The following is a 12,957-nucleotide window of genomic DNA, read 5'->3' as shown; positions in this document are numbered from 1 at the left end:
ATCGGCGACGATGAAGGTCTACGCGATCCCCCTGCGCAATCGGTTCCGCGGCATCACGGTCCGGGAGGGCGTCCTGCTGCCGGGTCCGGCGGGCTGGGGCGAGTTCTGCCCGTTCGCCGACTACTCGGACGCCGAGAGCCTCCCCTGGCTGCACGCGGCCCTCGAAGCGAGCGAGACGGGCTGGCCGGCGCCGGTGCGCGACCGGGTCGAGGTGAACACGACGGTGCCGGTCGTCGGCGCGGAGAAAGCGTACGAACTGGTGCGCGCGTCCGGCTGCCGGACGGCGAAGGTGAAGGTGGCGGACCCGCGTTCGTCGTTGACGGACGACTGTGACCGGGTGGCGGCGGTCCGCGACGCGCTCGGCCCGGCCGGCGCGGTGCGGATCGACGCGAACATGGCGTGGGACGTCGACACGGCGGTCCGCGCGATCATCGACCTCGACAAGGCGGCGGGCGGCCTGGAGTACGCGGAGCAGCCGTGCCCGACGATCGACGACCTGGCGGCGGTCCGCCGCCGGGTCCCGGTCCGCATCGCGGCCGACGAGTCGATCCGCCGGGCGGAGGACCCGCTGAAGGTGGCGGTCGCGGGAGCGGCCGACATCGCGGTGCTGAAGGTGGCGCCCCTGGGCGGCGTGCGGCGGGCGTTGGAGGTCGCGGAGGCGTGCGGACTGCCGTGCGTGGTGTCGTCGGCGGTGGAGACGAGCGTCGGCCTGGCCGCCGGACTCGCCTTGGCCGGCGCGCTCCCGGATCTGGAATTCGCTTGTGGACTGGGGACGATTTCCTTGCTGGAAGGCGACGTCTGCGCGTCACCACTGTCCCCTGTGGACGGATACCTGCCGGTGCCACGCCAGGCACCGGAGCCGACGGACGCGTACCGGGCGTCAGCCGAAGTGCGGGCGGCGTGGGAAGCCCGGCTCGAGCGGGTGCGCGGGTTGTCGTGAGTGAGAACCCTGTTTCCCACTCACGACCTCAGGCCGCCCGCCACGCCGAGTCGTAGGCCCCCACGAGCCACTGGTCGGCCCAGGCCCGGTCCGGCTGCTCCGGCAACGGCGACGCACCCCGCACCAGCCGGTCGAGCCGGTCTTCCAGCTCCGCGACGACCGCGATGGCTTAGTCCTGCGCGTGCTTCCCGCGCCGCAGGTCGCGCAGCCAGGTCAGCCAGGGTTCGGCGACCTGGGGACAATTCGTGGTTCGCCGGCGTACCCCGCCCCACCCCCCGCCCGTGGTGGGGAATATCCGGTTTTCCCCGAGGTCAAGTTCAGGGTCGGGGTCCGGGCCGTTCCGGATGTGGCAGCACCCCGCCCGGAAGCACTATTGCTGCATGACGAACAGCGTGTACACCCCGGAAACCAAGAAGCTCCGCCGCAGCACCGGCGACAAGATGCTCACCGGCGTCTGCGGTGGCTGGGCCACCTACCTCGGCATCGACGCCAGCATCCTGCGCATCGGCATGGTCGCCGCCGTTTTCCTTTCCGTCGGGATCGCCATTCCGGTCTACGTCGCCGCCGCGATCCTGACGCCGGAAGAGGGCTCCTGACCCGGGCGGGCACCGGCTCGCAGGGGGAGCCGGTGCCCGCCGGACGATCAGGGGTGTGACGCAGGCGTCGGGGGACGCCAGGAGCGCCGGTCCGCGGGGGACGTCGGCGCGGGAACGGCCCGGACGCCAAGGGGACGTCCGGGCCGTTCGGCGTAGCGCACTGGTCCGACCAGCGCAAATGACCACCGCGAACCCCGTGCGAGGGGTTAGGGTTCGCGGTCGTGGATCAAGGGAGCAGAACGGCGGCGAAGATCGTCGTCGGGATCTTGGGCGGGCTCTACCTGATCGCCGGACTGGGGCTGACCGCCTTCTCCGCCTTCTTCGCGCTCGCCTTCAACGACACCGGCAGTACCAGCGTCACCAAAACCGTGCTCTACACCGCCGCCGCGCTCGCGATCTGGATCCTGCTCACCGGGATCGGCGCCATCGTCGTCGCGCTGGAAGCGGAAGAGGCGAGCACCGCCTGGCTCGGGGGCCTCGGGGTGCTCGCACTCGGCGTCGTCATCCTCGGCGCCTACGCCGTCTGGTTCTTCACCAAACCATAGACAGCGCTCATAAAGAACGCCCGGCCCGCCGAAGCGGACCGGGCGTTCGAAGCAGCCGAACTCAGAAGTCCATGCCACCCATGCCACCGGACGGGTCGGCGGGAGCGGCCGAAGCCTTCTCCGGCTTGTCCGCCACGACGGCCTCGGTGGTCAGGAACAGCGCCGCGATGGAAGCGGCGTTCTGCAGCGCGGAGCGGGTGACCTTCGTCGGGTCCGGCACGCCGGCGGCGAGCAGGTCCTCGTAGACACCCGTGGCGGCGTTGAGGCCGTGACCCTGCGGCAGGCCCTTGACCTTCTCCACCACGACGCCGCCTTCGAGGCCGGCGTTGATCGCGATCTGCTTGAGCGGGGCCTCGACGGCCACCTTGACGATGTTGGCGCCAGTGGCCTCGTCGCCCTCGAGCTTCAGGCCCGCGAAGGCAGCCTCGGCAGCCTGGATGAGAGCGACGCCACCACCGGCGACGATGCCCTCTTCGACGGCGGCCTTGGCGTTGCGCACCGCGTCCTCGATGCGGTGCTTGCGCTCCTTGAGCTCGACCTCGGTCGCGGCGCCGGCCTTGATGACGGCCACGCCGCCGGCCAGCTTCGCGAGCCGCTCCTGCAGCTTCTCGCGGTCGTAGTCCGAGTCCGAGTTGTCGATCTCGGCGCGGATCTGGTTGACGCGACCCTGGATCTGGTCGGCGTCGCCCGCACCCTCGACGATGGTCGTCTCGTCCTTGGTGATGACGGCCTTGCGGGCCTTGCCCAGCAGGGACAGGTCCGCGTTCTCCAGCTTGAGGCCGACGTCCTCGGAGATGACCTGGCCACCGGTCAGGATCGCGATGTCCTGCAGGATCGCCTTGCGGCGGTCACCGAAGCCCGGGGCCTTGACGGCGACGGACTTGAAGGTGCCGCGCATCTTGTTGACGATGAGGGTGGCCAGGGCCTCGCCCTCGACGTCCTCGGCGATGATCAGCAGCGGCTTGCCGGACTGGATGACCTTCTCCAGCAGCGGCAGGACGTCCTTGACGGTGGAGATCTTGGAACCGAAGAGGAGGATGTAGGGGTCCTCCAGCTCGGCTTCCTGGCGCTCCGGGTCGGTGACGAAGTAACCCGAGATGTAGCCCTTGTCGAAGCGCATGCCCTCGGTGAGCTCGAGCTCGAGACCGAAGGTGTTGCTCTCCTCGACGGTGACGACGCCTTCCTTGCCGACCTTGTCCAGCGCCTCGGCGATCAGCTCGCCGATGGTGCGGTCAGCGGCCGAGATCGAGGCGGTAGCAGCGATCTGCTCCTTGGTCTCGATCTGGACGGCGGCCTTGTGCAGCTGCTCGGTGATGGCCTCGACGGCCGCCTCGATGCCGCGCTTCAGGCTGACGGGGTCGGCCCCGGCCGCGACGTTGCGCAGGCCTTCCTTGACGAGGGCCTGGGCGAGCACGGTGGCGGTGGTGGTGCCGTCACCCGCGACGTCGTCGGTCTTCTTGGCGACCTCCTTGACGAGCTCCGCCCCGATCTTCTCCCACGGGTCCTCGAGCTCGATCTCCTTGGCGATGGAGACACCATCGTTGGTGATGGTCGGCGCGCCCCACTTCTTTTCGAGCACGACGTTCCGGCCCCGCGGGCCGAGGGTCACCTTGACGGCTTCGGCGAGGATGTTCAAGCCACGCTCGAGACCGCGGCGGGCGTCCTCGTCGAACGCGATCAGTTTGGCCATTGCGGTGTGGTCCTCCGGTATTGGGCGCCACCGCCGCGCTGCGCTGTCCGAATGTCTCAGCACTGCAGCGGCGACGGCAGGACTCTTTTCCTCGGCCAGGCTCGGTGCCCGCGACGGACGACTGGACCCGGGTGGGGGCCAGCCTCACCGTCCCGACCTTTGGCACTCGACGGCGTCGAGTGCCAAGTCCGTGTTTAGCACTCTGCGGGGGAGAGTGCAAGAAGGCCAGCTCAGCGCGGCACGATCTCGTGAGCCCGCGACGTCGTGAACGACGCCCGGGTCAGTTGCCGGGCTTGATGGAGATCGACGTCGGCGGGGCGTTGAGCGACGACGTCGGGTTGCCCTGCGAGTCGCCGCCGGGGCCGACCGGGATGTTCGGGGCCGTCGTCGTGCCACCGCCGCCACTACCGCCGTCGCCGAACAGGAAGATCGCGCCGACGATCAGGCCGGCCACCACGAGCAGGCCGAGGACGAGGAAGATCCACTTCTTGCCGCCGCTGCTCTTCGGCTGGTGGAACGCGCCCGCGCCGCCGGCCGGCATCGGGGGACGCAGCCGCATCGGGTCCTGGCCGTAGCCCTGCGGCGGCATGCCCGGCTGCTGCGGGTAGCCGTACCCCGGCGGCGGGCCCTGTGGCATGCCCGGGGGCGGCCCCTGCGGAGGCGGGCCCTGCTGGGGGTAGCCGTAGCCGGGCGGCGGGCCCTGCGGCGGCATGCCCTGGGGCGGCATGCCCGGGGGCGGCCCCTGCGGCCCGGGCTGCTGGCCGTAGCCGGGCTGCTGTCCTCCGTACGGATGCACGGGGGCCCCCTCTCCCTGCGGTGCGCTGTTCTGGTGCGGCCCCTGTTGTACCTGACCGGGGCGCTGCGGCGCGGGGATTCCCCCCGAATTCGACCCGGGAGGACCCGGTGGGGTGTCGGACGCCGCCAGGGGGCCGAGCGCGCGGCGGGCGGCCGCGATCAGCTCGACGCAGCTGGGGTAGCGGTCCGCGGGGCTCTTCGCCATCCCCTTCCGGATGACCTCGTCGATCGCCGGCGGCAGCGCGACGGCGCGGGAGATCGCCGGCGGGTCGCCGTTGAGGTGGCCCTTGATCACCGTCGGCACGTCGCCCTTGAACGGCGGGCTGCCGGTGAGGCAGGCGTAGAGGACGCACGTCAGCGCGTACTGGTCGGTGCGCCCGTCCAGCGGCTCGCCGCGCAGGTGCTCGGGCGCCGCGTACGTCGGCGAGCCGAGGAAGTCGCCGCCGCGCGTCCGGTGTCCCGTCGCGCCGCGCCGGGTCAGCCCGAAGTCGGCGACGTACACGTGCTCGCGCGAGGTCTCCTTCTTCGTCACGAGCACGTTGGCCGGCTTGACGTCGAGGTGGACCAGACCACGGTTGTGCAGGGTGTCGAGAGCGTCCGCGACCTGGTCGAGCATCGTCAGCGTGCGCGCGGGCGCGATCGGCCCGCCCGCGATCAGGCCGGCGAGATCGCCGCCGTCGACCATGCGCATGGCGATGTAGAGCATGCCGTCGAGCTCGCCGAAGTCGTACAGCGGCACGACGTTGGCGTGGTCGATCGCGGACGTGTTGCGTGCCTCGTCGACGAACCGCTCGCGGAACTCGGCGTCGGTCCCGAGGTGATCACCGATGACCTTGAGCGCCACCTTCCGGCCCAGCCGCACGTCGGTGGCCTTGTAGGTCACGCTCATGCCGCCCTTGCCGAGCACTCCGTCGATGCGGTAGTTGCCCAGCCGGCGACCGGTGAGGTCCCCCGACACATCGCCTGTCACGCCCGGCAGCCTAACGTCCCTGGTTCGGAGCCTGCCGGGGGTTCGCCAATCGGGTGATGAAGGTCGTTACGACACCTTGCGCACGTCCGCGGCCTGGCTCCGCCCGTCACGCCCGGACTGGACTTCGAACTCGACGCGGTCACCTTCGTCCAAAGTGCGGAATCCGTCGGCCTGAATGGCCGAATAGTGGACGAACACGTCCGGTCCTTCGGTGGATTCGATGAACCCGTAGCCCTTTTCCGAGTTGAACCATTTGACGGTGCCGACAGCCACGGCGCCCTCCCTCAGCACAAAGGATCCGCTGGCCCGAGCGGATGCCAGCGGCGGAAGTGTCAATCACGCTACCGGAATTATTCCCCTCGGCAATGGGCAATTCGTCTGAAGATCACGCCGAAGAAAGGCGACGGTTCCGCGCTTGCACGAGCACCGTCCCGGGCCCCGCGAAGTCGACCGCGAGCCCTTCCCCGCTGCGCAGCGACTGCGGGCCGCCGGGATCGAGCGCCCGCAGCCGGCACTGCACGGTGTCGGGGTAGGCCAGCAGGTAGTCCGGCCGGACGGTGACCAGCTCGCCCTTGCCGAGCTCGAACGCGTCGACCGGGCCGGGCGCGGCCAGCACGAGCGGCCCGGCCCCGCTGTAGTGCTCGAGGAACCCGGAGTCGGCGCCGAAGAGCTGCTGCAGCGGTACCCAGTTCGGGTCGTGCCGGACCGACGACGGCCGCACCAGCACGGCGTCGCGATGTACCGACCAGCCGGTGCCGCCGCCCAGGTCGAGCGGGTAGACGTCACCGGGGCGCAGCGGCGCGAAGTCGATCCAGCCGCCGTCCGAAGGCGCGGTGTAGACCGTCGTCGTGGACTTGCCCGCGCGGACGCCGCCGCGGCCCGCCGGTGCCTCGGTGACGCCGAAGCGGCTGGCGAGCAGCGTTTCGGGCGCGGCCTGGACGGACTCGCCCGGGTCGAGCAGGACGCGGGCGACACCGAAGCCGGGGGTGTGCCGGGTCTGGACGCGCATCAGCGGGAGGGGACGTGCGAGACGATCCAGCTGACCAGCGCGGACGGGTTGCGCGTCTGCGTCATGATCTGGCCGGGGCCGACGAAGTCGAACACGAGGCCCTCACCGCTCTTCATGGACTGGATGATGCCCGTCGCGACCTTCCGGATCTGGTACTGCACGGTGTCGGCGTACGCGACGACGTGCCCGGTGTCGACGGTGACCATCTCGCCCTGCTGCAGGGTGATGGTCTCGACCGCGCCGTAGCAGGCGACGAGCAGCTGGCCCTGGCCGGTGGCGTGCGTCAGGAACCCGCCTTCGCCGCCCATCAGGTTCTTCATCCCGCCCCACTTGGTCTCGGTCTGCACGCCGTGCGACGACGCGAGCCAGCAGCCGCGGGTGACGGCCCAGCCGGTCCGGCCGTCGAGGGTGATCACCTGGATGTCACCGGGCAGGTTGGCCGCGACGTCGACCCAGCCGCCGTTCTGCGGCGCGGTGAAGGTGGAGATGAAGAAGGACTCGCCGGAGAGGAACGCGCGGCCGAGGCCCTTCATGATCCCGCCCTGCGACTGGGACTGGACCTGCACGCCGTAGCTGGTGGCCATCATCGCGCCGGACTCGACCTGGCACGGCTCGCCGGGCGCCAGCATCATCCTGGCGACGGCGAACGAGGGCTGTTGACGGACCTGGACCTGCATGCGTACTCCCCGATGGCGTGCTCTCGAACGACGAGAGTCTTGCATGCCCCGCACGGGGGTGGAGGATGGTCCGGTGATCTCCGTCGACGACTACCGCGACCGCGTTGCCGCGCTCCTGGGCACCACTCCCGCGACCGACCTGCCCCTCGCCGCCGCGGCCGGCCTCGTCCTGGCCGAGGACGTGCGGGCCGGCGTTTCCCTCCCGCCCTTCGACAACTCGGCGATGGACGGTTACGCGGTCCGCGCCGCCGACGTCGCCGCGCCGCCGGTGACACTGCCGGTCGCCGACGACATCCCGGCGGGCCGCGTCGATGTCGGGACCCTCGAACCGGGCACGGCGCACCGGATCATGACCGGCGCCCCGCTGCCGCCCGGCGCGGACGCCGTCGTGATGGTCGAAGACACCGACGGCGGCACCGAAACCGTCACGATCTCCGCCGCCGCCAAGGAAGGCGCGCACATCCGGCACACCGGCGAGGACGTCGTCGAAGGCAGCGTGGCGCTGTCCGCCGGGACCGTCCTCGGCCATTCACAGCTGGGCCTGGCGGCCGCCGTCGGGCTCGCCGAGGTGCGGGTGCACCGGCCGCTGCGCGTGCTGATCGCCTCGACCGGCACCGAGCTGATCGACGCGCCCGCCCCGCTGCGGCACGGCCAGATCTACGAGTCCAACAGCGTGATGCTCGCCGCCGCGGTCCGCGACCTCGGCTGCGAGGTCGAGGTGGTCCGCAGCGTCGTCGACGACGTCGAGGAGTTCCGCAAGGTCATCGAGCCGAAGCTGGCCGACGCGGACCTGCTGGTCACCTCCGGCGGGGTCAGCGCGGGCGCGTACGAAGTGGTGAAGGACGCGCTGACCGGCCAGGGCGTCGAGTTCGCGAAGATCGCGATGCAACCGGGCGGGCCGCAGGGCTGCGGACGCTGGCAGGGCGTCCCGGTGGTGACGCTGCCCGGCAACCCGGTGAGCGTCCTGGTGTCGTTCGAGGCGTTCCTGCGCCCGGCGATCCTGACGGCGCTGGGCCACACCGACGTCTCACGACGGCGAGTGCGGGCCCGGCTGACCGAGGCGATGTCCTCGCCGGGCGGCCGCCGTCAGTACCGCCGGGGCGTGTTCACGCCGTCCGACGGGGAGGTCACCGGGGTCGTCGGGCCGCGCGGCGGCCCCGGCTCGCACCTGCTGGCCGCGTTCACGCAGGCCAACTGCCTGATCGTGCTGCCGGAAGACGTCACAACGGCAGCGGTTGGCGACGAGGTGGACGTCCTGCTGCTCTGACCGGGAAGTCGCGCAGCTTCCGGTACGGCGCGAGCAGCGGGAGCGCCGCGATCAGCAGCACAGCGGCGACCCAGAGCGTCTCGCGGACGCCGATCGCCTCGCCCAGCGCACCGCCGAGCACCCCGGCCAGCGGGATCGTCCCGTAGGCGACGAGGGAAGCGCTCGAGGTGATCCGGCCGAACAGCTCGGGCGGGCAGTAGCGCTGCCGGAACGTCGCGGTCAGCACGTTCGAGGCGACGACGCCGGCACAGACGCCGAAGTCCGCGAGCACGAACAGCACCAGGCCGGCGCCCGGTCCGGCGAGCGGGCCGAGCAGCATCATCGGGGCCGCGAAGGCCTCGCAGAGCAGGAACGCCCGCGCGGCGCCGAAGCGCGCGCCGAGCCGGGCGGCCAGCATCGCGCCGAGCACCCCGCCCGTCGCGGCCGAAGCCAGGACCAGGCCGACGAGGCCGGGACCCGCGCCGAGCGTGCGGGACAGGAACACGATCTGGATCGACGTGTACCCGGTGAGCGCGAGGTTCGAGGCGGCGGCGAAGGCCATCATCGACCGCAGGTACCGGTCACCGGCGACGAACCGCAGCCCTTCGGCGATCTGGCTGCGCAACGGCGTGCGCTCGGCCGGGACGAGCGTCTCGCGCACCCGGATCGCCCGCACGCACAGCACGGAGATCCCGAAGCTGACCGCGTCCGCGAGGATCCCGCTGACCGGGCCGAACGCCTGCGCCAGCAGCCCGGCCAGGCCCGGCCCGGCGACCTGCGTCGCGGACTCGCTGCCTTGGATCTTGGCGTTGGCGCCGAGGAGCTCGTCCTGGCCCACCAGCGCCGGGAGGTACGCGCGGTAGGCGAGGCTGAAGAAGACCTTCGCGGTACCGCCGAGCAGGGCCGCGCCCAGCAGGTACGGCATGGTCAGCACGCCGAAGGCCGCCACGACCGGGACGCTGCCGAACACCGCCATCGACACCGTGTTGCAGACCAGCATCACCGGCCGCTTCGGCAGCCGGTCGACCCACGCGCCGGCGGGCAGGCCGACCACCAGCCACGGCAGCCACGCGACCGCGGTCAGCACGCCGACCTGAAAGGTGCTCGCCTGCAGCGTGAGCACCGCGACCAGCGGCAACGCCGTGCTCGCGACCATGCTGCCGAGCATGCTCGTGGTCTCGCCGGTCCAGAGCAGCCGGAAGTCCCTGTTCCCCCAGAGCCCCTTCACGGCTTGCCCAGCGAAGCCCGCGCGACGAAGAAGACCGGACGGCGCTCGACGCCGTCACCGGGTTCGGTGCGGTCCTCGAACTCGGCCAGCAGCAGCAGGACCCGCTCGTTGAGCTCGTCGAGCTCGGCGGCGGACAGGCGCATCCAGGTGTCGGTGCTGAACGCCACGCCCCGCCACTCCGGCGGATAGGTCTCGCGCGTCGCGAGCCACTCGCGCGCGACCGCCATCTGGTGGTCGAGGGTCAGCACTTCGGCGGCCTCGGCGACCGGGTCGTCCGGGAAGTCCGCGGCCGCCCACCGGAGGGTCTTCGCGGATCGTTTCCACCAGCGTTCCCGCTGGTCGCGCGCCAGCTCGGGCGCCACTTCGACCAGCTTGGCCGCGGCCAGCACCTTCATGTGGTGACTGATGTTACCGACCGCCTGGTCGGTCTTGCCGGCCAGCATCGACGCCGTCGCCGGGCCGTCGAGGTGGAGCAGTTCCATCAGCCGTCGCCGCAGCGGGTGTGAAACCGCCGCCAGCACCTTCGAATCCCGGATGTCCCGGACCTCGTCGCTCATGAAGCACAAGAGTAGTTGTACAAGAGTTCTTGTGCAATGACTCTTGTGCATCTCGTCCGACCGGCCCCGCGTAAGCTCCCGCCATGGGTTTCGTCGCATGGGTGATCTTCGGGGCGATCGTCGGCTGGGCCGGGAACCTCGTCGTCGGCGGCCGGGACCGGCGCCGGCAAGGCTGCCTGGTCAGCGTGCTCGTCGGCGTGATCGGCGCGGCCCTGGGCGGGCTGCTCTACCGGCTCGCGACCGGCCAGTCGAAGACGTTCGACTTCGACTTCCCCAGCTTCGGCGTGGCCGTCCTCGGCGCCGTCGTGCTGCTGGCGATCCTGCGGCTCGTGAGCGGTCTCGGCCGTCGTCCGGGCGATCGTTCGTAACTTTTGCCGGACGAACCGCGTTCGAGGCCGTTCAGACCGTTAAAATGCTTCCTCACGCGCATCGCCCGGTGGCCGGGTGCCTGCGCCGTCGGGGGGCGCATGCACCCGGCCGCGTTTCTTCGCCTCGATGACGATGTCGACGGCGCGCACCGGGTCCACCAGCCGCGGCACCGGCACCTCCTCGATCTCCCGGCACCACGCGCCCAGGAGCTCGTCGAGGCGAGCTTCGGCGGGATCGCGGTGATCGGTCATCGTCCCCTCACAAGGTCTCGTGGCAGCGCCGCGAACGGCGCCGACTACTGAGTGTTATCGCTGAGTTCGACCTTGCGTTACCGGGATGTGGCCACTCCCACCCGCTGCGGGGACACCCTCACGAGGGAGCCGACCAGGGGCACGCGCCGACCCCCACCTGGGGCAGCGGTAGCGTGGGGGCGCCCGTACGCGGCCGCCGGACCCCGGCGCCGACGCGTCCTTCCGACACGAAAACAGGGGACCCGACCATGAGCGGCACCCGGCCGGATTCCGCCGGCAACCCCGTCGCGCACGCCGTCCAGCTCGCCCGCGAGACGCTACCGCCGATGCACCCGGCCGGCCGCCCGTTCGTGGCGGGCGGGGTCGCCGCGACGCTGCTCGCGCGCCGGTTCTCCAAGCGTCTCGGCGTCCTCGGTGCGCTCACGACGGTGGCCATGGCCGCGTTCTTCCGCGAGCCCAAGCGGGTCCCGCCGCCGCGTGACGGCGTCGCGCTCGCTTCGGCCGACGGTCTCGTGTCGCTGATCGAGGAAGCCGTCCCGCCCGCCGAGCTGGGCCTGCCGGCCGAGCCGCGGATGCGCGTGTCGGTGTTCCTCTCGGTGTTCGACGTGCACGTCCAGCGCGTGCCGGCGAACGGCGTGATCGAGCGCGTCGCCTACCGCCCGGGCAAGTTCCTCTCCGCCGACCTGGACAAGGCCAGCGACGACAACGAACGCAACTCCGTGCTGATGCGCACCGAAGACGGCCACGAGCTCGTCGTCGTGCAGATCGCCGGGCTGGTCGCGCGCCGCATCCTCTGCGAGATCCGCGAGGGCGACAAGGTCGGGGCCGCCTCGACCTACGGCATCATCCGCTTCGGCTCGCGGGTCGACCTCTACCTCCCGCCGGGTTCGCGCGTGCTGGTCGCCAAGGGCCAGCGCACGGTCGGCGGCGAGACCGTGATCGCCGAACTCCCCGCCTCGCCTGTGTCGCTTTCGGAAGGCTGATCGATGGTCCGCGTGACCACCCCGGGCGTCCGGCTGCTGCCGAACGCCATCACCGTGCTCGCCCTGTGCGCGGGCCTGTCGGCCGTGCAGTTCGCGCTGACGAAGAACTTCGCGATGGCGATCGCCTCGATCGGCATCGCGGCGGTGCTCGACAGCCTGGACGGCCGGATCGCCCGCCTGCTCGACGCGACGTCGAAGATGGGCGCGGAGCTGGACTCGCTGTCCGACGGCATCTCGTTCGGCGTCGCGCCGGCGCTGGTCATCTACGTGTGGCAGACGGGCGCGGACCGGATCGGCTGGGTGGCGTCGCTGATCTTCGCCGTCTGCATGATCCTGCGGCTGGCGCGGTTCAACACGCTGCTGGACGACACCGAGCAGCCGGCGTACGCGAGCGAGTTCTTCGTCGGCGTCCCGGCGCCCGCGGGCGGGCTGCTGGGGATGCTGCCGCTGGTGGCGTACCTGCAGTGGGGCGAGGGCTGGTGGTCTTCGCAGTACGTCGTGTGGGCGTGGACGATCGCCATCGCGGCGCTGCTGATCAGCCGGATCCCGACGCTGTCGCTGAAGACGGTCAAGGCCCCGGCCAAGGCGATCGCGCCGCTGCTGCTCGGCGTGGCCCTGCTGGCCGCGGCGATCATCCAGTTCCCGCTGGTCGCGCTGCTCGCGGCGATGATCCTGTACCTGGCGCACATCCCGTACGCGGTCTACCGGCACCGCTGGCTGGCCGCGCACCCGGAGGCCTGGACGGTCCCGCCGCGCGAGCGCCGCGCGATCCGCCGCGCCTCCCCGCGCCGCCTGGGCCTGCGGCGCCCGCTGCGCCGCCGCGTCGCGGGCGCGGCAATGCGCGCGGTCCGCCTCCCCCGCACCGGCGAGCCGATGCGCACCCCCCGCGAAACCTCCCAGAACGGCAACGGCCAGCGCCGCCGCTCCTGGCGCCAGATCGGCCTCCGCCGCAAGTAGCCGTGTCGACCCGCCAATCACGCGTGATGCCCTCCCAATCACACGTGTGGAGTTGCCCCGGTGAGGCGGACACGGGGTTGTTAGGCAGCGTGGGCTTGAGCGTAGTTGGTTCGGGTTTCGGCCGGTGTGTGGTGACCGACCGTT

The 12,957-nt window shown here is 71.4% G+C and carries 15 protein-coding genes; 7 read left to right on the top strand and 8 right to left on the bottom strand.

What is annotated here, in order from left to right:
• The first annotated feature begins 10 nt into the window (after nucleotides 1-10).
• The 3 genes from ABZ342_RS45150 (at nucleotide 11) to ABZ342_RS45140 (ending at nucleotide 2,081) form a co-directional block, all read left to right on the top strand.
• On the top strand, nucleotides 11-940 hold the full coding sequence (locus ABZ342_RS45150) for an o-succinylbenzoate synthase (RefSeq protein WP_360487135.1): 930 nt from the start codon (nucleotides 11-13) through the stop codon (nucleotides 938-940).
• Nucleotides 941-1,320: 380 nt separating this feature from the next.
• On the top strand, nucleotides 1,321-1,536 hold the full coding sequence (locus ABZ342_RS45145; RefSeq protein ID WP_155540628.1) for a PspC domain-containing protein: 216 nt from the start codon (nucleotides 1,321-1,323) through the stop codon (nucleotides 1,534-1,536).
• 221 nt (nucleotides 1,537-1,757) lie between these two features.
• A complete protein-coding gene (locus ABZ342_RS45140) occupies nucleotides 1,758-2,081 on the top strand; it encodes a hypothetical protein (RefSeq protein WP_155540627.1) in 324 nt (107 codons plus the stop codon).
• Between the two features lie 61 nt (nucleotides 2,082-2,142).
• Here the strand turns inward: ABZ342_RS45140 and groL are convergent, their stop codons facing one another.
• The 5 genes from groL to ABZ342_RS45115 all read right to left on the bottom strand — a co-directional run bounded on the left by groL (nucleotide 2,143) and on the right by ABZ342_RS45115 (nucleotide 7,222).
• Entirely contained in the window at nucleotides 2,143-3,771 is a 1,629-nt protein-coding gene (groL, locus tag ABZ342_RS45135) for a chaperonin GroEL (protein ID WP_360487131.1), read from the bottom strand.
• Between the two features lie 280 nt (nucleotides 3,772-4,051).
• On the bottom strand, nucleotides 4,052-5,536 hold the full coding sequence (locus ABZ342_RS45130; RefSeq protein ID WP_360487128.1) for a serine/threonine-protein kinase: 1,485 nt from the start codon (nucleotides 5,534-5,536) through the stop codon (nucleotides 4,052-4,054).
• A 66-nt stretch (nucleotides 5,537-5,602) separates the two neighbouring features.
• Nucleotides 5,603-5,809: a cold-shock protein gene (locus ABZ342_RS45125; protein ID WP_005164266.1), complete on the bottom strand. Its 207-nt coding sequence runs from the start codon at nucleotides 5,807-5,809 to the stop codon at nucleotides 5,603-5,605.
• A 112-nt stretch (nucleotides 5,810-5,921) separates the two neighbouring features.
• Nucleotides 5,922-6,545 carry an AIM24 family protein gene (locus tag ABZ342_RS45120; RefSeq protein WP_360487125.1) on the bottom strand — a complete coding sequence of 208 codons (624 nt, stop codon included), beginning with the start codon at nucleotides 6,543-6,545 and terminating at the stop codon, nucleotides 5,922-5,924.
• Nucleotides 6,545-7,222, bottom strand: coding sequence for a TIGR00266 family protein (locus ABZ342_RS45115; protein WP_155540624.1), 678 nt, complete (start codon nucleotides 7,220-7,222; stop codon nucleotides 6,545-6,547). Before ABZ342_RS45115 ends, ABZ342_RS45120 begins: the two co-directional genes overlap by 1 nt.
• A gap of 73 nt (nucleotides 7,223-7,295) precedes the next feature.
• Between ABZ342_RS45115 and glp the strand changes: the two genes are divergently transcribed.
• Nucleotides 7,296-8,489 (top strand): gephyrin-like molybdotransferase Glp, encoded by a 1,194-nt coding sequence (gene glp, locus ABZ342_RS45110; protein WP_360487122.1) that lies wholly within the window; start codon nucleotides 7,296-7,298, stop codon nucleotides 8,487-8,489.
• Here glp and ABZ342_RS45105 read toward each other — a convergent pair.
• On the bottom strand, nucleotides 8,443-9,696 hold the full coding sequence (locus ABZ342_RS45105; RefSeq protein ID WP_360487119.1) for an MFS transporter: 1,254 nt from the start codon (nucleotides 9,694-9,696) through the stop codon (nucleotides 8,443-8,445). The two genes, glp and ABZ342_RS45105, sit on opposite strands and share 47 nt — an antisense overlap.
• Nucleotides 9,693-10,253, bottom strand: a complete 561-nt coding sequence (locus tag ABZ342_RS45100) for a helix-turn-helix domain-containing protein (protein WP_360487116.1) — start codon at nucleotides 10,251-10,253, stop codon at nucleotides 9,693-9,695. The genes ABZ342_RS45105 and ABZ342_RS45100 overlap by 4 nt, the downstream gene beginning before the upstream one ends.
• Nucleotides 10,254-10,336: 83 nt before the next feature.
• On the opposite strand from ABZ342_RS45100, the gene ABZ342_RS45095 reads away from it, so the two are divergent.
• Nucleotides 10,337-10,621 carry a GlsB/YeaQ/YmgE family stress response membrane protein gene (locus tag ABZ342_RS45095; protein ID WP_155540620.1) on the top strand — a complete coding sequence of 95 codons (285 nt, stop codon included), beginning with the start codon at nucleotides 10,337-10,339 and terminating at the stop codon, nucleotides 10,619-10,621.
• Between the two features lie 39 nt (nucleotides 10,622-10,660).
• Here ABZ342_RS45095 and ABZ342_RS45090 read toward each other — a convergent pair whose 3' ends face one another.
• Nucleotides 10,661-10,873: a hypothetical protein gene (locus ABZ342_RS45090; protein WP_155540619.1), complete on the bottom strand. Its 213-nt coding sequence runs from the start codon at nucleotides 10,871-10,873 to the stop codon at nucleotides 10,661-10,663.
• A gap of 248 nt (nucleotides 10,874-11,121) precedes the next feature.
• On the opposite strand from ABZ342_RS45090, the gene ABZ342_RS45085 reads away from it, so the two are divergent.
• Both ABZ342_RS45085 and pssA read left to right on the top strand, forming a co-directional pair.
• The gene (locus ABZ342_RS45085) at nucleotides 11,122-11,856 is read left to right on the top strand and encodes a phosphatidylserine decarboxylase (RefSeq protein WP_155540618.1); all 735 of its coding nucleotides are present in this window, start codon (nucleotides 11,122-11,124) and stop codon (nucleotides 11,854-11,856) included.
• A 3-nt stretch (nucleotides 11,857-11,859) separates the two neighbouring features.
• Nucleotides 11,860-12,813 (top strand): CDP-diacylglycerol--serine O-phosphatidyltransferase, encoded by a 954-nt coding sequence (pssA, locus tag ABZ342_RS45080; protein ID WP_155540617.1) that lies wholly within the window; start codon nucleotides 11,860-11,862, stop codon nucleotides 12,811-12,813.
• Nucleotides 12,814-12,957: the final 144 nt, after the last annotated feature.

The sequence above is a fragment of the Amycolatopsis sp. NPDC005961 genome, assembly GCF_040629235.1.
Lineage (GTDB): Bacteria > Actinomycetota > Actinomycetes > Mycobacteriales > Pseudonocardiaceae > Amycolatopsis > Amycolatopsis camponoti.
This window is presented reverse-complemented; position numbering and strand designations above follow the sequence as displayed.